Here is a 19253-nt window from a genome sequence, read left to right on the forward strand (position 1 = left end):
TATGCAATACTTACTCCCAACATCAGCTATATTTATAGCATTTTTCATAGCATTCGTATTTACTGCATCAATAGCAGTTATTTTTCGAATAACAAAAAATCGCAGCCAAGAGTTCTTCTGGACTTGGTTAATAACACTCTTAGGTATTATTCCAGTTTTAACCGATCTTCGCGCAACTAGGGGCAGCACTGAAGAAAGCCTGTCGTCAGTAGGATGGACACCTCCAGGATACATAAGCTTTATATCTGAATGGGGGGCTAAAGGAATAACCTATCTGATACTAACTTTCGCATTGGCACACATCGCGTTACACCTCAGATTCCGTTCTCAACAAAAAAATCCTGGAACACCCATATTTCTTGCTTTTTGCGGTATGGCTCTGCCAATTTTTATCAGCGCCTTTGCCGGCACTAAGCCATCCTTTTCTCAATTTCTTGTTTTTGCACCGTTGATCATCACACTGGCGTATCTCAAACGACCAACAGAAAACTGGCAATGGTACTCAAACAAATTTAGATATGTATTCATAGCATATCTTTTACTAAGCGGAATCGCAGTGGCAGTGGCACCAAGTCTAACCACGAGCACTGCATTGACATTAATTCCCAAATTCGACTTTCGTGTGAATGGCATCTTTTCACATTCCAACACACTTGCAATTGCGGCATTAGGCTATCTCACGCTCGACTTCGCAAATAGACGAGAGAGGCGCTACTACGACTATGCCGCGACCATATTTGCACTCTTGATGCTTCTACTTACACAATCAAAGACAGCTATTGGGTGCACAATATTCAGCTTAGCGATCCTGTCGCTCGCGAGAATAAAATCGAATAGCAAACACAGAAATCCAGGTGTCCTCAGCCTTGGTTTAGTCACGTTTATTTTCTTAGCCCTTCCGATACTGTTCGGCGTTGCATTACTCATCACCCAGTATGGCAGCCAAATCGGTCAAGGGTTAGATAATCAGGCCTTTAAATCGCTCAGCACTCTAACTGGACGAACAAATATTTGGGCAATAACACTTCAATCATGGCGTGAAAATATAATATTTGGCTATGGTCCAAGCCTTTGGAGTATGGAATACAGGCTTACCTACGCACCACAATACGCTCTTGTTGTAGGCATGGCACACAATCAAATAGTTCAAACACTAGGCGAATCAGGTCTGATCGGTTTAAGTGGTCTACTTATCTACTGCGTAGTTTTGCTAAATTATGGCTTCAAGTTTTTTAGAGAAACCAACGGAGCATCACTGGCATTTGCTGGATCTTTCATAATTCGTGGAGTATCTGAAACACCATTCAGACACATCGCAATTGATGTTATGTTCTTCATGCACTTCGCCTTTTTTGTGCTCTGCCTAAGCCTTCTTGAATCAAAGAAAAATGCACTTAAGTAAAGGCATTTAATCATATGAGAATCCTTGCCGTAGCTTACATTTTTCTGATTTGCAATAGCGGCCTAGCACAGCAAAACATTGAAAACCCACATAGCACCCGTCCGATCCCCGATAGTTATTTTGGAATGCATATTCGATATGGAGCAACAACAACAAATTGGCCAAAGCCACACTTCAGCACTTGGCGCGTAATCACACCCGAGACTGAGTGGCGAGGTCTGGAGCCTATAAAAGGCCAGTGGCAGTTCAATAATCTAGACAATGCGGTTTATAGAGCCAATTTTCGTAATATGGAAGTGATTTTGACGCTCGGCCAAACACCAAAGTGGGCGTCTGCGAGGCCAAATGAGATAGTTCCAAATGGTCCGGGCGCTTCAGCTGAACCTCGCGACTTGAATGATTGGGAGAATTACATCCGCACAGTTGCACTCAGATACAAAGGGCGCATCAAATACTACGAATTATGGAATGAGCCTCGATTTTTAGAAGTTGATCCCTATCGCCCAATGGCTGGATTTACGGGATCTGCGAGGCAAATGGTTGAAATGGGAAAAATCGCTAAGCGAGTTTTGTCAGAAGTTGACCCGAACGCAAAGTTAATATCCCCTTCGGCAGACTCTGGTTTACATGGCATCAAGAGACTAAATGCATGGCTTGCTGCGGGCGGAGGCGAAGTCAGCGATATCATTGGTTACCACATTTATACAACCCCACCTGAAACCATACCTGAAGTAGTTGCTGAGTTGCGAAGAACTGTTAATCGATTCGGATTGAAGAACACAGAAATTTGGAATACTGAGTCTGGCTTCCTATTTGAAAGTAGTGACAAAAAAATAACCCCATATGGGTATGAAGTTTTTGCAGAAGTCTTGCCCCAAAAAACAGCTGCAGCATACACATCGCGCTCACTTATTTTAGGTGCTGCGAGTGGACTCGATAGGTTCTACTGGTACTCTTGGGACATCCCCGGAATGGCACTTACCGAAGGAAAGGGTAAAGACATCAATCAAGTTGGAGTTGCCTATTTAGGAACTGTCAGATGGTTGCGGGGCGCTTCATTACCGAGATGCGGCATCGAAGATAAATCCATCTGGATTTGTGAATTGATCCGAGGAGATCTTACGGCACGCATTGTGTGGAATACCGGGATGGAGCGCCAATGGGACATTCCACCGAGTTGGAATGCGCTCCGAATTGAAGCCTTAGATGGAAGCGCCACGAATGCAAAACAGAAGTCACGAGTTGCACTAGACGGTATGCCTATTTTAGTGATATCGAGTCAAGGTGCGTGGGGCAAATAGCGTTCTCGGATTCCATATTTATTGTCGAATTGGCATTTCCCCCATCAACGAAAACTATCACAATGAATTCCAATAGAACTGCAGTGTTAATTGCCTGCCACAACAGACGAAGCAAAACAATTGCGTGTCTACGAAACCTCGCAATCTGCGCCAATGAAGCCAATATCGAATTTAAGATTTTTTTGTTTGATGATGGATCATCAGATGGAACGGCTGATGCGGCTAAACACCTAAATCTCAATATCGAAGTGATACGCGGCGATGGTAGTTTTTTTTGGAACCGAAGCATGCACCACATATTTGGATTAGCTATGCGTCATGGTTACGAAAACTATCTTTGGCTTAATGACGACACCATGCTAGTGCCAGATGCCTTCAAGTACCTGAATTCGGCGATGGAATTTGCAGGTTCGGAGCAGGCGATTATTGTTGGCGCGGTTAACGACCCCGAAACTGGCTGCGTCACTTATGGCGGCCTACGTGATGAAAGTCCACTCATACGACCGTTTTTGGCTTCCCTGCTTTCCCCGAGCGGCATCCCACAAGATGTAGATGTCATGAACGGAAATGTAGTTTTAATTCCTCACGAGATCGCTCTGCAGCTCAAGAACTTAGACCCTACTTTTGAGCACGGCATGGGGGACACCGACTATTCAAAGAGAGCAAAGAAACTTGGAATACGCCTACTTCTCACGGCCGATTTCGTTGGCGCCTGCGCTCGAAATCCGGTTAGTGGCACTCACAATGATCGCACGCTCTCCGCGCGGCAGCGCTTGAAACAGATTTTTTCAAGAAAAGGACTGCCGTGGCGGTCTTGGCTAACAATGTGCTGGCGTCATGGTGGATTGCTTTGGCCGATCCACTTTCTGCGAGGTTACGTCAGGGTCATAGCCGGGAAGAAGGTATGAAAATCCTTCTCAGTGCCTTCGCCTGTGCTCCAAACACCGGAAGTGAGGCGGGAGGTGGATGGGTCTATGCATGTGAACTCGCTAAGAAACACCAAGTCTGGGTTCTTACTGATGTCTCACGCAAACTGTTGATAGAAAAGTTTTCAGACCCGCTGCCATCAAACCTCCAGTTCGTCTACTACCGCCCTAGTTGGTTATCAACACTGTCGTTGAACTCCAAAACTGCCCACTTGATTTACCAGGCGTGGCAGATGGGCGCATGGCGCATAGCCAAGAAGCTAGATGAGGACCACGACTTCGACGTCTGTTGGCACCTTACCTATGGTGTTTTTCGGCAACCTAGCTGGATGTGGAAAGTTGGCAAGCCTTTTGTCTTTGGTCCGGTAGGCGGAGGCGAGCGGGCGCCTATGCGCCTTTGGAAGAGCATGCCTATTAAAGAGAAGTTGCGGGAACTGGCCCGAGATGTTGTGAACCAAGTTGCCTGGATACTGCCGGGCCTACGTGCCACTTACAAACAGGCTGACTTGGTGATTGCACGCACAGATGACACTCGGCAAATACTGCCTGCGTGGGCCCTCGCAAAAACAAAAGTCCAACAAGAAATTGGTGGGTACCCTGCACGCGTTGATGCTGCACACCGCAAACCGCATGCCGGCGCTTTGAAAGTACTTTTCGCAGGTCGCTTGCTAGGATGGAAGGGCGTCCATCTCGCAATAAACGCATTCGCTCAGTTCTTAGCCGAAGGCGGCAAAGGGGAATTCACGATTGTGGGCGAGGGTCCGACGGACCCCGCACTCAGGACTCAGGTGAATCAATTGGGCTTGAGCTCCAGTGTCCACTTCATTGGGAAGCTTCCCCAAAACGAGCTATTCCGCAGATACACCGAGTTCGATGTACTCCTTTTCCCAAGCTTGCACGATTCAGGCGGCAACGTGGTGATCGAAGCTTTGTCATTTGGCCTCCCGGTAATCTGCCTAGATCTCGGTGGGCCCAGTTGCTTTGTAGACGCAAGCTGCGGCGCTGTAGTGCCAGCACAACAGGCGACTGAATCTGAGGTAACGGTCGCTTTGTCGCAAGCGTTGAAGAACATGCTCGACGATGCTGCGTGGCATCAACAATTGAGTATCAATGCACTCGCACGGGCAAATGACTTGACATGGGAAAGACAGATTGAACGGGTGATGTCACTTATCGAGCAAGCCACTGGCAAAAAATAGAGCGCAAATGAAGAAAGTAGTCATATTCCAATATCGCCTGCTGCACTACCGCACCAAGCTTTTCGAACTGTTGAAACGGGCCTGCGAAGCAAAAGGCGTCCAGCTAGAGCTAGTACATGGGCAAGCTTCGCGACGAGAGTCTGTCAAGAAGGACGAAGGCGTGCTGCCTTGGGCACACACGGTAATAAATCGTTTTTGGGAGGTCGGCCCCCGTGACTTGGTGTGGCAACCCTACCCCGCCCACTTGGAAGACGCAGATTTGGTTGTCGTGATGCAAGAGAGTCGCATCCTGTCTAACTACCCTTTGCTGCTGAGTCGACTATGGTCAAAGCGAAAAGTGGGTTATTGGGGCCATGGCAAGAACTTCCAAAGTGACGCCCCGACTGGCTTACGCGAGCAATGGAAAAACTTTTTGATCCGGCGGGTGGACTGGTGGTTTGCATACACCGATATGACGGTGGACATTCTGGCCAAGGCTGGCTACCCCTCGTCACAAATTACCTGCCTAGATAACGCGATAGACACGAGTAGCTTCAAGGCTGATTTGGCCTCTTGGTCAACGGCTGAGGTGCTCGCCGCCAAACAGCAACTAGACATTGCTGGCAACGCACCAGTCGGTGTGTTTTGCGGATCCCTCTACCCAGACAAGAAATTGGGCTTGCTGGTTGCAGCGGCCGACTTGATTCGCCAGCGTATGCCGGAGTTTGCGCTGGTGGTGATTGGGGATGGCCCCTCCATGCCTGAAATGCGCGATGCAGCAGCTACCCGCCCCTGGATGCACCTGATGGGTGTACGCAAAGGGCGCGAAAAAGCGCTTTACTTCCGTATGGGCGACGTGATGCTGAACCCCGGTTTGGTGGGCCTGCATATCGTGGATGCGTTTTGCGCTGGCATGGTGATGATGACTACCCGCACCGCCCGCCACTCCCCCGAGGTGGCCTACCTCCGGGACGGCGAAAACGGTGTGTACAGCGACGACACGCCCGAGGCCTATAGCCAAGCGGTGCTGAACGTGATTCAAGACAAAGCGCGTTTGGGCCGCATGAAGGCCAGCGCTTTGGCAGATAGTGAGCATTACACCCTTGAACACATGGTGGAGCGCTTTGCGGACGGTATCGAGGCAGCGGTAAATGGCTAAAGCGGGGCACAAAGTTTTAAGCGCGTTTATCGACGCAGTCGCCTGGCCCGAAGCGCTCACGCGCATAGCCACATGGGCAGCCGCACGCGAGAGCCGCTATGTGTGTATCTGCAATGCGCACTCGGTGGTTACTGCCGGGCAAGACCCGGCCTTTGGCACCGTGGTGGCACAAGCCGATATGGCAACACCCGACGGGGCCCCGGTCGCCTGGATGATGCGCAAGCTAGGATTCGCCAACCAGCAGCGCATTAACGGGCCGGACCTGATGTGGAAGTATTGCGCAGAGGCGGCTGGGCGCAACGAGTCGATTTACCTGTACGGCGGCACCGAAGAAACGCTCACCATATTGCAAGCCAAGCTAGCAACGACTTACCCGGCACTGCGGGTGGCGGGGGCGTATTCGCCGCCGTTTCGCACACTCACCGCCGAGGAAGATGCAGCGGTGGTAGAGCGCATCAACACATCGGGCGCGGGCACGGTGTGGGTGAGCTTGGGTTGCCCCAAGCAGGAGTTATGGATGGCTGCGCACCGCGGGCGCATTCAGGCGGTGATGATTGGGGTGGGCGCTGCGTTTGATTACCACGCGGGCACCATTCAGCGGGCACCGCTGTGGATGCAAAACGCGGGCTTGGAGTGGCTGCACCGCTTGGTGTCTGAGCCCCGCCGCTTGTGGCGGCGGTACTTGGTGACCAACACTTTGTTTATTGCGGGAGCAGCCCGCCAACTGCTAGCGCGCCGCCATGCTGAGTAAAGACGTTTTTTTAGGCGTGGTAGACGCTGCGCCCCTAGTGGCGATGGACCTTGTGGTGGTGCGCGGCGGCAACGAGATATTGCTGGGCTTGCGCAACAACCGGCCGGCAGAGGGCTCTTGGTTTGTGCCGGGCGGGCGCATCCGCAAAAACGAAACCATGCAGGCAGCCCTGGCCCGGGTGGCGCACGACGAGCTGGGCCTGCAGCTGGCTGATTTGCCGGTGCCGCCCCGTCATATGGGTGCCTTTGAGCACTTTTACAATGACTGTTTTGCGGGGGATGTGGGAGTGTCTACCCACTATGTGGTGATGGGTAACCTGGTGCAACTGCATGCTGGCACCGAGCTTGCTGCGGCCGATGCCCAGCACAGCGCACTGCGCTGGTGGCCGCTGGCCGAGGCACAAGCCTCTGCCGATGTGCACCGCTTTACCAAAGACTATGTGGATGCCATATTGCTATCAAAAATATAGCTGTTAGCGCAGTTTATATGAGCGCTACAGGCCTTTTTTATTTAAATTAGAGAGGGAGTGAGAGATGAAAATTACAGTGATTGGGACCGGATACGTGGGCCTGGTGTCAGGCGCTTGTTTTGCGGATGTGGGCAACGATGTGCTGTGCCTGGATGTGGACCCGGCCAAGATTAAGATTTTGGAAGACGGCGGCATCCCCATCTACGAGCCGGGCCTGCAAGAGATGGTCAAGCGCAATGTGGCGGCGGGCCGCTTGCACTTCACCACCGATGTGGAAAAAGCTGCGCACTTTGGCACGGTGCAGTTCATTGCGGTGGGCACCCCGCCGGATGAAGATGGCTCGGCCGACATGAAATATGTGATTGCGGCCGCCCGCAATATCGGCAAGTACATGACCGACTACAAGGTGGTGGTAGACAAGAGCACCGTGCCCGTGGGCACTGCTGACCGGGTGAAAGCCGCCATTGCCGACGAGCTGGCCAAGCGCGGGGTGAACACGCCTTTCAGCGTGGTGAGCAACCCCGAGTTTTTGAAAGAAGGCGCAGCCATTGACGACTTTATGCGCCCCGACCGCATTGTGGTGGGCTGCGAGGACGAGCAGGCCGCGCTCAATATGCGCGCGCTGTATGCGCCGATCCAGCGCAACCACGACCGTTTGATCGTGATGGATATCCGCAGCGCGGAGCTGACCAAATACGCCGCGAACGCCATGTTGGCGACGCGCATCAGCTTTATGAACGAGCTGGCCAACCTGGCCGAAAAGCTGGGTGCCGATATTGAAAACGTGCGCAAGGGCATTGGCTCGGACCCGCGCATTGGCTACGACTTTTTGTACGCCGGTGCGGGTTATGGGGGCTCGTGCTTTCCCAAAGACGTGCAGGCCCTGGTGAAAACCGCGCAAGACGATGCCGGCATTCACCTGCAGGTGCTGACCGCGGTAGAAGCCGCCAACGACGCCCAAAAGCGCGTACTGGGCGGCAAGGTGCTAAAACGCTTTGGCACCGATTTGACGGGCAAGCACTTTGCAATATGGGGCTTGGCCTTTAAAGCCAACACCGACGACATGCGCAAGGCCACCAGCCGCGATGTGATTCAAGATTTGCTGGATGCAGGGGCCACCATAACGGCCTATGACCCGGTGGCGATGAAAGAGGCGCAGCACTGCTTCCCGGATGAGCCGCGCCTGAGCTATGCCGATAGCCAGACGGCTGCGCTGGAGGGGGCGGATGCGCTGATCATCGTGACCGAGTGGCGCGAGTTCCGCAGCCCGGATTTTGAGAACATCAAATCCAAGCTCAAGCAGCCTGTGATTTTTGATGGCCGCAACCTGTACGACCCCAAGCTGGTGCGCAGCATGGGCATTGAGTACCAAGCTATCGGACGCTAACGCAATGACAGTGTTGACCCTGCAAGATTTAGCTATCCAATCCGGCGTGGCATTTGGCACCAGCGGTGCGCGCGGCAAGGTGGTGGACATGACCTCGGGCTTGTGCCACGCCTACACCACCGCGTTTTTGAACGCCGTAGTGCCCAAGGCCACCACCATTGTGCTGGGCCACGATTTGCGCCCCAGCAGCCCGGCGATTGCGGCGGCCTGCGCGGCAGCGATTCAAAGTTTGGGTATGCAGGTGGTGTACGGTGGCGCCCTGCCCACGCCGGCACTGGCGCTGTATGCGGCGCAACTGGGCGCACCGGCGATTGTGGTCACGGGCAGCCATATTCCGTTTGACCGCAATGGCATCAAGTTTTACCGCGAAGAAGGCGAGATCACCAAAGCCGACGAGCGCGCCATGCTGGACTTTTTGGTGGGAGTGCCCCGGGACTTGAAGCTCCCTGCCCTGCCCGCCCCCGACCCACAGGTCGAGCAGGCCTATGTGCGCCGGTATGTGGATTTCTTTGGCACTGAGGCGCTGGCGGGCGAGACGGTTGCCGTCTACGAGCACAGCAGTGTGGCGCGTGATGTGCTGCGCACTATTTTGGAGGCGCTGGGCGCAGAGGTGATTTCGCTGGGCCGAACCGATGTGTTTGTACCCATCGACACCGAGGCGGTGCGCCACGAGGATATTGAGCAGGCCCGCGAGTGGGCGGAGTTGCATGACTTTGATGCGATTGTGTCTACCGACGGCGATGCCGATCGCCCCCTGATTGGCGACGAGCGCGGTGAGTGGCTGCGCGGCGATGTGGTGGGCATTTTGACGGCGCAGCAGCTCCAAGCGACTGCGGTAGTCACTCCCGTGAGCAGCAATAGCGCACTGGAGAGCACCCAGAGTTTTGCGCAGGTGGTGCGCACCCGGATTGGCTCGCCCTATGTGATTGAGGGCATGCAAAACGCCGCCAAGGCGGGTGCAGAGCTGGTGGTGGGTTTTGAGGCCAATGGCGGCTTTTTGCTGGGCAGCCAGGTGCTGCGGGACGGCCGCCGCCTGGGGCCTTTGCCCACACGCGATGCGGTGCTGCCGATGCTGGCCCTGCTGTGCGGCGCCAAAGCGGGCAAGCTGAAAATGTCCGAGGTGGGTTACCGCCTGCCCAAGCGGTTTACCGCCAGCGACCGGATTCAAAACTTTGCCACTGCCAGCAGCCTGGCGCTGATCGTGCGCTTGCGCATGGACCATGCCGCCTTGCGCGAGCTGATGGCCCCCCAAGCAGGCGAAGTGGTTTCGATCGACGAGACCGATGGTTTGCGAGTGCTGTTTGCGTCAGGCGACATCGTTCACTTGCGCCCCAGCGGCAATGCCCCCGAGCTGCGCTGCTACGCCGAGAGCACCACGGTCGATCAGGCCAAACAATTGTGCGATGACTGCCTGTTGCGGGTTCTGAAGGTGGCTGCACAGGCGTAGCTTGCACGCCACGGGTCAGCCAAAAGGACTATGTACAACTCTCGCGGCCGACCCTACCCTGCATACACGCTGCAATGGTGCGGCTTTTGACTCACAGGAGAGGTTATGACTATGAAAACAGCTTTAGCTGCAGTGGTGATGGCGGTTGCGTCGCTGGGAGCTCAGGCTTCCACTTCGGCCCCCGCATTGGTGACCGGTAGCTTTAACCAGGCGCTGAGCACGGTGGATGTGTTGGGCTTGTCGAACTTGACCGGCACGATTGACTATCTGGTGAGCGCAGTGGGTGCCTCGGGCACGAGCTACACCGCGAGCCCCATCGCCAACTTGACTACGTCGCTGTACAAGGGTGGCGCTCTGCAGGGTACTGCAACAGGCAGCACATTCACCTTTAGCAACTTGGGTAGCGGCACTTATTCGCTGTGGGCCTCTGGCCAAGTGTTGGGTGGCGGGTTTAATCTGGTGATCGCCCAGTACGACGTGACGCCGGTACCCGAACCTGAGTCTTACGCCATGTTGTTGGCCGGCTTGGGAGTGATGGGCGTGATTGCCCGCCGCCGCAAGAAGGCTATGGCCTGAAAGGCGCCGGCCCCACACGCTGGAGCCCCAATCAAAAAGGGCTGCAATTGCAGCCCTTTTTGTTTTTAGGAGCGCTGCAGGCCCCGCGGTTGACCCCGCCGCCGGGCCACCATCACCAGGCCAAGACCCGCGAGCAAGAGCGCATAGGTTTCGGGCTCGGGTACGGGGGTAATGCTGAGTGCGATGTTGTCGACCCCCACATAGCGCGCGTAGTTGAAGCCAATGCCACTGAACTGCACCGAGGTCAGCCCGGTAAAGCCTGCGAAATAACTGCTGTCGTAATGGGTGAAGCGGCCGGGCGTCAGCGCAAGAGGCTGGCTGGTGCTGACCATGCCACCGTAGAGCTTGGTGCCGGTTATTTGGATGCTGAGCTGGTCAGTAAGTGTGCCGCCACCGCCACCGAGCATGCCTGCAAGGTCGAGGCTGAGCAGCGCAAATGTGCCGCTCGTACCTGGGGCAAGGCTAAGTGTTTCGCTCTGGTTGCTCAGCCCGTAGTAGGCCAAAAATTTACCGGCTGGCACGGGCTCCACCAGATACCCGGCCCCGCTGAGTACAAAGTGGGTGTTACTGCTGTGCTGCAACTGCACACCGGCAGCCAAGGTACCCGAGGGAGCAGAGAGCGCATCAAACGTGAGCGTGAGGGCTTGGGCGTGCGCTCCGGCGGAAAAGAGTAGCGCCGCAGTGGTTGCAAGTGTGGAGGCAATGGCCCGGAAGGCGCTGGGTAGCAGCATAAAGGTCTCCCGAAAAATATGTATCAAAGAATGCCGATCAAGGTGGCGTTGGCTGTAGTGCCGTTGGGGCCGTTCAGGGTGCAAACGACGGTCTCCCCGTCGGGCACCGGCAAGGGCAGCCCGCCGCCCAAGCTGTAGTTGGCAGGCAGGCCCCCTTGCAGGAGCAAGGCGCCGTCTGCGCAATCGGTAACCGCAACGCCTTTGCTGGCGTTGGCCTTGCGGGTGGCCACATTGATGGCAGCCCCGGCGGAGATGGCACCTGCCACGCCTTGGGTGGCGGCGGTTTGGGCGTCGCTGCGCAAATCGACAAACTTGGGGATGGCCACGGCAGACAAGATGCCGAGGATGACGATCACCATGACGAGCTCAATCAGGGTGAAACCGGTTTGCGGGTGACGGGAGTTCGATAAAGCGCGCATGGTGGGCTGAAATGCAAGGCTGTAACCAGTTGTTACAGGATAGTACGCAGGCGCAGCGAGGAAGGGAATAGTCCGGATGGATGAGCCGAATGGACTAACGACAGTCGTTTTGCGAGCGCGGGTGCGCCTCGAAAGATAATCAGGGCTGCAACCCCTATGCGAGAAAGCCACCATGACGATTCTGGTTACCGGCGGCGCCGGCTTTATCGGCAGCAACTTTGTGCTGGATTGGTTGGCCGAGACCCACGAAACGGTGGTCAACCTGGATAAGCTGACCTACGCCGGCAACTTGCAAAACCTGGCCACGGTGGCTGACAACCCGTTTCACATTTTTGTGCAAGGCGACATTGGCGATGCGGAACTGATCACCCGCTTGCTACAAGAACACCAGCCCCGGGCTGTGCTGAACTTTGCCGCAGAGAGCCATGTGGACCGCTCTATCCATGGGCCTGGAGAGTTTATTCAGACCAATATTGTGGGCACCTTTCACTTGCTGGAAAGCGTGCGCGCTTACTGGGGTGCTCTGGGAGCGGACGTCAAAGCGGCCTTCCGGTTTTTGCATGTCTCCACGGACGAGGTGTACGGCTCTTTGGCCAAGACGGACCCGGCTTTTGCAGAAACCAACCGCTACGAGCCCAATAGTCCGTATAGCGCGAGCAAAGCCGCTAGCGACCACTTGGTCCGTGCGTATCACCATACCTATGGCCTGCCGGTACTGACCACCCACTGCAGCAATAACTACGGGCCTTACCAATTTCCGGAAAAGCTGATTCCGCTGCTGATCGTCAATGCGCAAGCCGGCAAGCCTTTGCCGGTGTATGGGGACGGTCAGCAAATCCGCGATTGGCTGTATGTCAAAGACCACTGCAGCGCCATTCGCCGCGTGCTTGAGGCGGGCGTGCTTGGTGAAACCTATAACGTGGGTGGCTGGAATGAAAAGCCGAACCTCGATATCGTGCACACCGTCTGCGCCTTGCTGGACGAACTCAAGCCGCGCGCGGACGGCAAGCCATACAAAGAGCAAATCACCTTTGTGACCGACCGGCCCGGGCATGACCGCCGCTATGCGATTGACGCCCGCAAAATTGAGCAGCAATTGGACTGGAAACCGGCAGAGACGTTTGAGACCGGCATCCGCAAAACGGTGCAGTGGTACCTGGACAACCCGCAGTGGGTGGATAACGTGTTGAGCGGCGGCTACCGAGTCGCAGCATCCAACGCCAAGGCGGCAGCATGAAGATTTTGCTATTTGGACGTGGCGGCCAAGTAGGCTGGGAATTACAGCGGTCTTTGAGCGTGCTGGGTGAGGTAGTGGCCCTGGACTTTAACGCGAGCCAGAACCCACAAGGCTTGTGCGGCGACTTTACGGATTTGGCGGGCTTGGAACGCACGGTAGAGGCAGTGCGCCCAGACGTGATCGTCAATGCGGCTGCGCACACTGCTGTCGACAAAGCTGAGAGCGAACCAGAGCTTGCAAAAACCATTAATGCCCTAGCGCCCGCAGCTCTTGCGCAAGCAGCTATCAAAACAGGAGCATGGCTGATTCACTACAGCACAGACTATGTGTTTGATGGCAGTGGCATCAGCCTTTGGACCGAGGCCGATGCCACGGGCCCTTTGAGTGTGTACGGCCAGACCAAGCTTGAAGGCGAACAGGCGGTTGCCTTGAACCCCAAGCATTTGATTTTGCGCACCAGCTGGGTATATGCAACCCGGGGTGGCAACTTTGCCAAGACTATGCTGCGCCTGGCGGGTGAGCGCGAGTCGCTGACGGTGATTAACGACCAATTCGGCGCCCCCACCTCGGCAGAGTTGTTGGCCGATGTGACGGCCCATGCCTTACGCACCCTGCAAACCCGCCCAGAATTGGCGGGTCTGTATCACTGCGTTGCTGCCGGGGAGACCACTTGGCACGGCTATGCGCAGTTTGTACTGGCTGAGGCGGCAGCTTTGGGGCTGCCACTTAAAGCCACCGCGGACAAGGTGCCCCCCACCCCGACAAGCAGTTACCCCACACCGGCCAAGCGGCCGCTGAACTCGCGCTTGGACACCCGCAAGCTGCAAGCCGCGTTTGGCTTGACTCTGCCCCACTGGCAAGCGGGCGTGAAACGTATGTTGATTGAGATATCAGGGAAGTAAAACAATGAACACACCATCGCACAACACCGGTGCCAAAGCCCGCAAGGGCATTATTTTGGCGGGGGGGACCGGTATTCGCCTGTACCCCGCAACCCAGGCTGTCAGCAAGCAGCTGCTGCCGATCTACGACAAGCCCATGATTTACTACCCCTTGAGTGTGCTGCTGCTGGCAGGCATCAAGGAGGTGCTGGTGATCAGCACGCCGCAAGACACCCCCCGGTTTGAGCAGTTGCTGGGCGACGGCAGCCAGTGGGGTGTTCACATTGAATACGCGGTGCAGCCCTCACCGGACGGGTTGGCACAGGCGTTTTTGATTGGTGAAAAGTTTCTGGACAGTGCCCCCTGCGCGATGGTGCTGGGCGACAACATCTTTTACGGGCACGATTTCGTGGGGTTGCTGCAGAACGCCACCGCGCAAACGAGCGGTGCTACCGTGTTTGCCTATGCGGTCAATGACCCGGAGCGCTATGGCGTGGTGGAGTTCGACGCAGCGGGTAAGGCTATCAGCCTGGAAGAAAAACCCAAGGCCCCGAAGTCGCGCTATGCAGTGACCGGCCTGTATTTTTATGACGCCAACGTGGTTGAGATGGCCAAGCAGGTAAAGCCCTCTGCCCGGGGCGAGTTGGAGATTACCGACCTGAATCGCATGTACCTGGAGCGTGGCGCATTAGATGTACAGACCATGGGCCGCGGCTATGCGTGGCTGGACACAGGAACCCATGAATCGATGCTGGAGGCGAGCCAGTTCATCCACACCATTGAAAACCGCCAAGGCCTGAAGGTGGCTTGCCCTGAGGAGATTGCGTGGCGTAGCGGGTGGATTGACGATGCGCAATTACAAGTGTTAGCGCAGTCGTTGGCAAAGTCAGGCTACGGCCAGTACCTGCTGCGTTTGTTGAAAGAAAAGGTTTTTTGATGCAAGTCACCCGAACTGCTATTGCAGATGTGTTGCTGCTGGAGCCCAAAGTATTTGGGGATGAGCGCGGCTTTTTCTTTGAGAGCTTTAACGAGCGCGTGTTTCGTGAGGTCACCGGAGTGACATTGCCCTTTGTGCAAGATAACCACTCCAAGTCAGGCTATGGCGTGCTGCGCGGGCTGCACTACCAAACCCAAAACCCCCAAGGCAAACTGGTGCGGGTGGCTCAGGGCGAGGTTTTTGATGTGGCCGTAGATATTCGGCCTGAATCTCCGACCTACGGAAAATGGGTGGGCGAGATACTCTCTGCCGCGAACAAGCGGCAACTGTGGGTGCCACCGGGACTGGCGCATGGTTTTGTGGTTTTGTCGGAAACCGCTGAGTTTTTGTACAAAACCACCGACTACTACGCGCCTGCTTTTGAGAAATGTATTGCCTGGAATGACCCTACTTTGGCGATCGAATGGCCTGCCATGTCTATAGCGCCCAAGTTGTCAGCCAAGGACATGGCCGGGGATTCTTTCACCTCGGTGTGAAAAGCGCCACGCTTGGGGGTCGAAAATTCGTAACTGGGTGATTCCGGCGCCCTGCGAATGCGTGGCTTGCGCTATCCTTCACGGCTTATGGCATCCGCTGATTCATTGACCCGCGACCCCGCTTCTGTTGCCCTGCCGGGAATTGGCAGGGCGCTGGTGCTAGCCGGCAAGCTTCCCCAGCAAACGGCTGAAGAAATCTACCGCAAAGCGCTGTTGAGCAAAAACAGTTTTATGGCGGAATTGGTGGGGTCGGCGGCGGTATCGTCGTTGGATCTGGCACAAACCCTGTCTGCAGCCTTTGCGGCACCGCTACTGGACCTCGATGCAGTCGATGTGCAACGCCTGCCCAAGGGCCTGCTAGACGCCAAGATTTGCACGGAATTCAGGGTGTTGGTGCTGAGCAAGCGCGGTAACCGCTTGATCATTGCTACCGCAGACCCTTCAGACCAGCAGGCTGCGGAGCGCATCAAGTTTGCGACCCAGATGGGTTTTGACTGGGTTATTGCGGAGTACGACAAGCTCTCTAAGATTGTGGACGCCAATACGGTCACTGCGACCGAGGCGATGGAAGAGATCATTGGTGGCGACTTCGAGTTTGATGAAGCCGCTGCCGAGTCCGCTGTTGAGACTACCCAAGCGGCGACCGCGGATGTCGAAGATGCACCGGTGGTGCGTTTCCTGCACAAAATGCTAATGGATGCGTTCAGCATGCGGGCCTCGGACTTGCACTTTGAGCCCTACGAGCACCAGTACCGGGTGCGCTTCCGCATTGACGGGGAATTGCGCGAAATAGCCAGCCCACCGATTGCGATCAAAGACAAGCTGGCCTCACGGATCAAGGTGATCTCGCGGATGGATATTTCGGAGAAGCGGGTCCCGCAAGACGGCCGTATGAAGCTCAAGGTGGGCGCGGACCGGGTGATTGACTTCCGGGTCAGCACACTGCCGACGCTGTTTGGCGAAAAGATTGTGATCCGTATCCTGGACCCGAGCAGTGCCAAGCTGGGCATTGATGCGCTGGGCTACGAGGCCGAGGAAAAAGAACGCCTGCTCAAGGCAATTGGACGGCCTTACGGGATGATTCTGGTTACCGGGCCTACGGGTTCCGGCAAAACGGTGTCGCTGTACACCTGCCTGAATATGCTGAACCAGCCGGGGGTGAACATTGCCACGGCGGAGGACCCCTCCGAAATCAACTTGCCGGGTGTCAACCAGGTGAACGTGAATGAAAAGGCGGGGCTGACCTTTGCTGCGGCGCTGAAGTCGTTTTTGCGGCAGGATCCGGACATCATCATGGTGGGTGAAATCCGGGACCTGGAAACGGCGGACATTTCGATCAAGGCGGCGCAAACCGGCCACTTGGTACTGTCGACCTTGCACACCAACGATGCCCCGACAACGCTCACGCGGATGCGGAACATGGGCATTCAGCCGTTCAACATTGCATCCAGCGTCATTTTGATCACTGCGCAGCGCTTGGCGCGGCGTTTGTGCGGGCAATGCAAGCAACCGGCCGATGTGCCGGAGTTGGCGCTACTGGACGCTGGATTCAAGCAGGCTGATCTGGATGGGAGCTGGAAGCCTTATCGGGCAGTGGGTTGCTCGGCTTGCAACAACGGATACAAAGGCCGGGTGGGCATCTACCAAGTGATGCCCATCAGTGAAGAGATTCAACGCATTATTTTGCGTGATGGCAGTGCAATGGATATCGCCGCCCAGTCAGAGTTGGAGGGCGTGCGCTCGTTGCGTCAGTCCGGCTTGCACAAAGTGAAACAAGGGCTGACTTCGTTGGAAGAAGTGCTTGCTGTGACCAACGAGTAAAAGGGCAACCCCGGGAGATCTATGGCAACAGGAAAATCTGCGCCCACCAAAGACGTGGTTTTTGAATGGGAAGGCAAAGACCGCAACGGCAAGCAAGTCCGGGGCGAGACGCGGGCCGTGGGTGAAAACCAAGTGAAGTCCATGTTGCGCCGACAAGGCGTTACGCCGACCAAAATCAAAAAGCGGCGCATGCGCTCGGGCAAATCGATCAAGCCCAAAGACATGGCGATCTTTACCCGGCAGTTGGCGACGATGATGAAGGCTGGTGTGCCATTGCTGCAAGCCTTTGACATTGTCGGGCGCGGTAACCCGAACCCCAGTGTGACCAAGTTGCTGAGCGACATCCGCGCGGATGTGGAAACCGGTACCTCGCTGAGTGCGGCCTTCCGCAAATACCCGCTGTACTTTGACAATCTGTATTGCAACTTGGTAGAAGCTGGCGAGTCGGCCGGTATTCTGGATCAGTTGCTGGACCGCTTGGCGGTCTATATGGAGAAGACAGAGGCTATCAAATCCAAGATCAAGTCTGCGCTGATGTACCCGATTGCGGTGCTGGTGGTGGCTTTTGTGGTGGTTTCGGTGATCATGATTTTTGTGATCCCGTCGTTCAAGCAGGTCTTCAGCTCTTTCGGCGGAGAGCTGCCGGCGCCCACCTTGTTTGTGATCGCCCTGAGTGAGATTTTTATTGAGTACTGGTGGCTGATATTCGGCGGGATTGGCGGTGGGTTGTACTTTTTCATGCAGGCTTGGCGCCGCAACGAGAAAGTGCAGGCCTTCATGGACCGCGTCATGCTCAAACTGCCCATCTTCGGTGTCATGGTGGAAAAGAGCTGTGTGGCCCGTTGGACCCGTACGCTGTCCACCATGTTTGCGGCCGGGGTGCCCCTAGTGGAAGCTCTGGACTCGGTGGGCGGGGCATCAGGCAACGTGGTGTACCTGAATGCGACCCAAAAGATCCAGCAGGAAGTGTCTACCGGCACCTCACTGACTGCAGCCATGTCGAATGCGAATTTGTTTCCGTCGATGGTGTTGCAGATGTGTGCCATCGGGGAAGAGTCGGGCTCTATTGACCATATGTTGGGTAAGGCGGCCGACTTTTTTGAAGCGGAAGTCGATGACATGGTGGCAGGCATCTCCAGCCTGATGGAGCCCATCATCATTGTGGTGCTGGGCACGCTGATCGGTGGGATTGTGGTGTCGATGTACCTCCCGATCTTCAAGTTGGGACAAGTGGTTTGATGAGCACCGGTTTGCAATGGTTGGACGTGGGTGTATTGGGTTTGCTGGGGCTACTGATCGGCAGCTTCTTGAATGTGGTGGTCCACAGGCTGCCCAAGATGATGGAACAACAATGGGCTGCGGAATATGCCGAGATGGCAGGCAAAGAGCCGCCTGCACAAGCCCCGTTTAACTTGATGGTGCCACGGTCGCGCTGCCCGCACTGCGGCCACCTGATCGCTTGGTACGAAAACATCCCGGTCGTCAGTTATGTGGCTTTGCGCGGCCGTTGCGCTGAATGCAAAAAGCCGATCAGCGTGCGCTACCCGCTTGTTGAGCTGGTGACTGGCGGACTCTTTGGGTTCTGCGCATGGCAATGGGGCTTGTCTGTTACAGCCTTGGTTTGGTGTGTCTTTTGCGCAGCGCTGGTGAGTTTGGCGATGATTGACTGGGACACCACCCTGCTGCCGGATGACATTACGCTGCCCTTGGTATGGCTCGGCTTGGTGGCCTCCGCCCTGGGGTGGACCGCGGTACCCTTGCATACCGCCCTGTGGGGTGCGATTGCGGGGTATTTATCGTTATGGTCGATTTACTGGCTGTTCAAGTTGGTGACTGGCAAGGAAGGCATGGGCTATGGTGACTTCAAGCTGTTTGCCGCGCTGGGTGCATGGTTTGGCTGGCCGGTGTTGATCCCCATGATCTTGTTGGCGTCCGTAATAGGTGCGCTCGTGGGTATTGCGATGAAGTTCACCAGCGGTTTGCGGGAAGGGGGCTATGTGCCCTTTGGGCCATTTCTGGCGGGCGCGGGCTTTGCCGCGTTAATCATCGGGCCTGACACCTTGCGCCAGATGGCCAACTTGTAAGCAGGACCCAC

19 protein-coding genes are annotated in these 19253 nt (G+C 55.7%); 17 read left to right on the plus strand and 2 right to left on the minus strand.

Annotated elements, in window-relative coordinates:
- Window position 1: 1 nt before the first annotated feature.
- The 10 genes from RAE21_RS11180 to RAE21_RS11225 all read left to right on the plus strand — a co-directional run bounded on the left by RAE21_RS11180 (window position 2) and on the right by RAE21_RS11225 (window position 10596).
- Window positions 2-1402, plus strand: coding sequence for an O-antigen ligase family protein (locus tag RAE21_RS11180; protein ID WP_313881436.1), 1401 nt, complete (start codon window positions 2-4; stop codon window positions 1400-1402).
- 14 nt (window positions 1403-1416) lie between these two features.
- Entirely contained in the window at window positions 1417-2703 is a 1287-nt protein-coding gene (locus tag RAE21_RS11185; RefSeq protein ID WP_313881437.1) for an endo-1,4-beta-xylanase, read from the plus strand.
- Between the two features lie 62 nt (window positions 2704-2765).
- Window positions 2766-3611 (plus strand): glycosyltransferase family 2 protein, encoded by an 846-nt coding sequence (locus RAE21_RS11190; protein ID WP_313881438.1) that lies wholly within the window; start codon window positions 2766-2768, stop codon window positions 3609-3611.
- Window positions 3608-4828 carry a glycosyltransferase family 4 protein gene (locus RAE21_RS11195; protein WP_313881439.1) on the plus strand — a complete coding sequence of 407 codons (1221 nt, stop codon included), beginning with the start codon at window positions 3608-3610 and terminating at the stop codon, window positions 4826-4828. The genes RAE21_RS11190 and RAE21_RS11195 overlap by 4 nt, the downstream gene beginning before the upstream one ends.
- Window positions 4829-4835: 7 nt before the next feature.
- The gene (locus tag RAE21_RS11200) at window positions 4836-5966 is read left to right on the plus strand and encodes a glycosyltransferase family 4 protein (protein ID WP_313881440.1); all 1131 of its coding nucleotides are present in this window, start codon (window positions 4836-4838) and stop codon (window positions 5964-5966) included.
- The gene (locus RAE21_RS11205) at window positions 5959-6717 is read left to right on the plus strand and encodes a WecB/TagA/CpsF family glycosyltransferase (RefSeq protein ID WP_313881441.1); all 759 of its coding nucleotides are present in this window, start codon (window positions 5959-5961) and stop codon (window positions 6715-6717) included. The genes RAE21_RS11200 and RAE21_RS11205 overlap by 8 nt, the downstream gene beginning before the upstream one ends.
- Window positions 6707-7186 (plus strand): GDP-mannose mannosyl hydrolase, encoded by a 480-nt coding sequence (locus tag RAE21_RS11210; RefSeq protein WP_313881442.1) that lies wholly within the window; start codon window positions 6707-6709, stop codon window positions 7184-7186. Before RAE21_RS11205 ends, RAE21_RS11210 begins: the two co-directional genes overlap by 11 nt.
- Window positions 7187-7250: 64 nt before the next feature.
- A complete protein-coding gene (locus RAE21_RS11215) occupies window positions 7251-8573 on the plus strand; it encodes a UDP-glucose dehydrogenase family protein (protein WP_313881443.1) in 1323 nt (440 codons plus the stop codon).
- Between the two features lie 4 nt (window positions 8574-8577).
- The gene (locus RAE21_RS11220; protein WP_313881444.1) at window positions 8578-10020 is read left to right on the plus strand and encodes a phosphomannomutase; all 1443 of its coding nucleotides are present in this window, start codon (window positions 8578-8580) and stop codon (window positions 10018-10020) included.
- A gap of 138 nt (window positions 10021-10158) precedes the next feature.
- Window positions 10159-10596, plus strand: coding sequence for an FxDxF family PEP-CTERM protein (locus RAE21_RS11225; protein WP_428984063.1), 438 nt, complete (start codon window positions 10159-10161; stop codon window positions 10594-10596).
- Between the two features lie 65 nt (window positions 10597-10661).
- Here RAE21_RS11225 and RAE21_RS11230 read toward each other — a convergent pair whose 3' ends face one another.
- Both RAE21_RS11230 and RAE21_RS11235 read right to left on the minus strand, forming a co-directional pair.
- Window positions 10662-11327, minus strand: coding sequence for a PEP-CTERM sorting domain-containing protein (locus RAE21_RS11230; RefSeq protein WP_313881446.1), 666 nt, complete (start codon window positions 11325-11327; stop codon window positions 10662-10664).
- A 23-nt stretch (window positions 11328-11350) separates the two neighbouring features.
- Window positions 11351-11746: a type II secretion system protein gene (locus RAE21_RS11235; RefSeq protein WP_313881448.1), complete on the minus strand. Its 396-nt coding sequence runs from the start codon at window positions 11744-11746 to the stop codon at window positions 11351-11353.
- Window positions 11747-11918: 172 nt separating this feature from the next.
- Here RAE21_RS11235 and rfbB point away from each other — a divergent pair, with 172 nt between their 5' ends.
- From rfbB to RAE21_RS11270, 7 genes are all read left to right on the plus strand, one after another.
- Window positions 11919-12983: a dTDP-glucose 4,6-dehydratase gene (gene rfbB, locus RAE21_RS11240; protein WP_313881449.1), complete on the plus strand. Its 1065-nt coding sequence runs from the start codon at window positions 11919-11921 to the stop codon at window positions 12981-12983.
- The gene (gene rfbD / locus RAE21_RS11245; RefSeq protein ID WP_313881450.1) at window positions 12980-13885 is read left to right on the plus strand and encodes a dTDP-4-dehydrorhamnose reductase; all 906 of its coding nucleotides are present in this window, start codon (window positions 12980-12982) and stop codon (window positions 13883-13885) included. Before rfbB ends, rfbD begins: the two co-directional genes overlap by 4 nt.
- 4 nt (window positions 13886-13889) lie before the next feature.
- Window positions 13890-14801, plus strand: coding sequence for a glucose-1-phosphate thymidylyltransferase RfbA (rfbA, locus tag RAE21_RS11250; protein WP_313881451.1), 912 nt, complete (start codon window positions 13890-13892; stop codon window positions 14799-14801).
- Window positions 14801-15337, plus strand: coding sequence for a dTDP-4-dehydrorhamnose 3,5-epimerase (gene rfbC / locus RAE21_RS11255; protein ID WP_313881452.1), 537 nt, complete (start codon window positions 14801-14803; stop codon window positions 15335-15337). Before rfbA ends, rfbC begins: the two co-directional genes overlap by 1 nt.
- Before the next feature lie 87 nt (window positions 15338-15424).
- Window positions 15425-17158 carry a type IV-A pilus assembly ATPase PilB gene (gene pilB, locus RAE21_RS11260; RefSeq protein WP_313881453.1) on the plus strand — a complete coding sequence of 578 codons (1734 nt, stop codon included), beginning with the start codon at window positions 15425-15427 and terminating at the stop codon, window positions 17156-17158.
- A 21-nt stretch (window positions 17159-17179) separates the two neighbouring features.
- Complete coding sequence (locus tag RAE21_RS11265; RefSeq protein ID WP_313881454.1) at window positions 17180-18397, plus strand: type II secretion system F family protein; 1218 nt, start codon at window positions 17180-17182, stop codon at window positions 18395-18397.
- Complete coding sequence (locus RAE21_RS11270; RefSeq protein WP_313881455.1) at window positions 18397-19242, plus strand: prepilin peptidase; 846 nt, start codon at window positions 18397-18399, stop codon at window positions 19240-19242. The genes RAE21_RS11265 and RAE21_RS11270 overlap by 1 nt, the downstream gene beginning before the upstream one ends.
- Window positions 19243-19253 lie beyond the last annotated feature (11 nt).

The sequence above is a fragment of the Rhodoferax potami genome (assembly GCF_032193765.1).
Classification (GTDB): Bacteria; Pseudomonadota; Gammaproteobacteria; order Burkholderiales; family Burkholderiaceae_C; genus Allorhodoferax; species Allorhodoferax potami.

Excerpts from the sequence above, each read along its gene's own strand:
- rfbD (WP_313881450.1), top strand. The coding sequence starts at position 12,980 with ATGAAGATTTTGCTATTTGGACGTGGCGGCCAAGTAGGCTGGGAATTA.
- RAE21_RS11230 (WP_313881446.1), bottom strand. The coding sequence starts at position 11,327 with ATGCTGCTACCCAGCGCCTTCCGGGCCATTGCCTCCACACTTGCAACC.
- RAE21_RS11205 (WP_313881441.1), top strand. The coding sequence starts at position 5,959 with ATGGCTAAAGCGGGGCACAAAGTTTTAAGCGCGTTTATCGACGCAGTC.
- RAE21_RS11225 (WP_428984063.1), top strand. The coding sequence starts at position 10,159 with ATGGCGGTTGCGTCGCTGGGAGCTCAGGCTTCCACTTCGGCCCCCGCA.
- RAE21_RS11180 (WP_313881436.1), top strand. The coding sequence starts at position 2 with ATGCAATACTTACTCCCAACATCAGCTATATTTATAGCATTTTTCATA.
- rfbA (WP_313881451.1), top strand. The coding sequence starts at position 13,890 with ATGAACACACCATCGCACAACACCGGTGCCAAAGCCCGCAAGGGCATT.
- rfbB (WP_313881449.1), top strand. The coding sequence starts at position 11,919 with ATGACGATTCTGGTTACCGGCGGCGCCGGCTTTATCGGCAGCAACTTT.
- RAE21_RS11185 (WP_313881437.1), top strand. The coding sequence starts at position 1,417 with ATGAGAATCCTTGCCGTAGCTTACATTTTTCTGATTTGCAATAGCGGC.
- RAE21_RS11195 (WP_313881439.1), top strand. The coding sequence starts at position 3,608 with ATGAAAATCCTTCTCAGTGCCTTCGCCTGTGCTCCAAACACCGGAAGT.
- RAE21_RS11220 (WP_313881444.1), top strand. The coding sequence starts at position 8,578 with ATGACAGTGTTGACCCTGCAAGATTTAGCTATCCAATCCGGCGTGGCA.
- RAE21_RS11235 (WP_313881448.1), bottom strand. The coding sequence starts at position 11,746 with ATGCGCGCTTTATCGAACTCCCGTCACCCGCAAACCGGTTTCACCCTG.
- rfbC (WP_313881452.1), top strand. The coding sequence starts at position 14,801 with ATGCAAGTCACCCGAACTGCTATTGCAGATGTGTTGCTGCTGGAGCCC.
- RAE21_RS11200 (WP_313881440.1), top strand. The coding sequence starts at position 4,836 with ATGAAGAAAGTAGTCATATTCCAATATCGCCTGCTGCACTACCGCACC.
- RAE21_RS11210 (WP_313881442.1), top strand. The coding sequence starts at position 6,707 with ATGCTGAGTAAAGACGTTTTTTTAGGCGTGGTAGACGCTGCGCCCCTA.
- RAE21_RS11215 (WP_313881443.1), top strand. The coding sequence starts at position 7,251 with ATGAAAATTACAGTGATTGGGACCGGATACGTGGGCCTGGTGTCAGGC.
- RAE21_RS11190 (WP_313881438.1), top strand. The coding sequence starts at position 2,766 with ATGAATTCCAATAGAACTGCAGTGTTAATTGCCTGCCACAACAGACGA.
- pilB (WP_313881453.1), top strand. The coding sequence starts at position 15,425 with ATGGCATCCGCTGATTCATTGACCCGCGACCCCGCTTCTGTTGCCCTG.
- RAE21_RS11270 (WP_313881455.1), top strand. The coding sequence starts at position 18,397 with ATGAGCACCGGTTTGCAATGGTTGGACGTGGGTGTATTGGGTTTGCTG.
- RAE21_RS11265 (WP_313881454.1), top strand. The coding sequence starts at position 17,180 with ATGGCAACAGGAAAATCTGCGCCCACCAAAGACGTGGTTTTTGAATGG.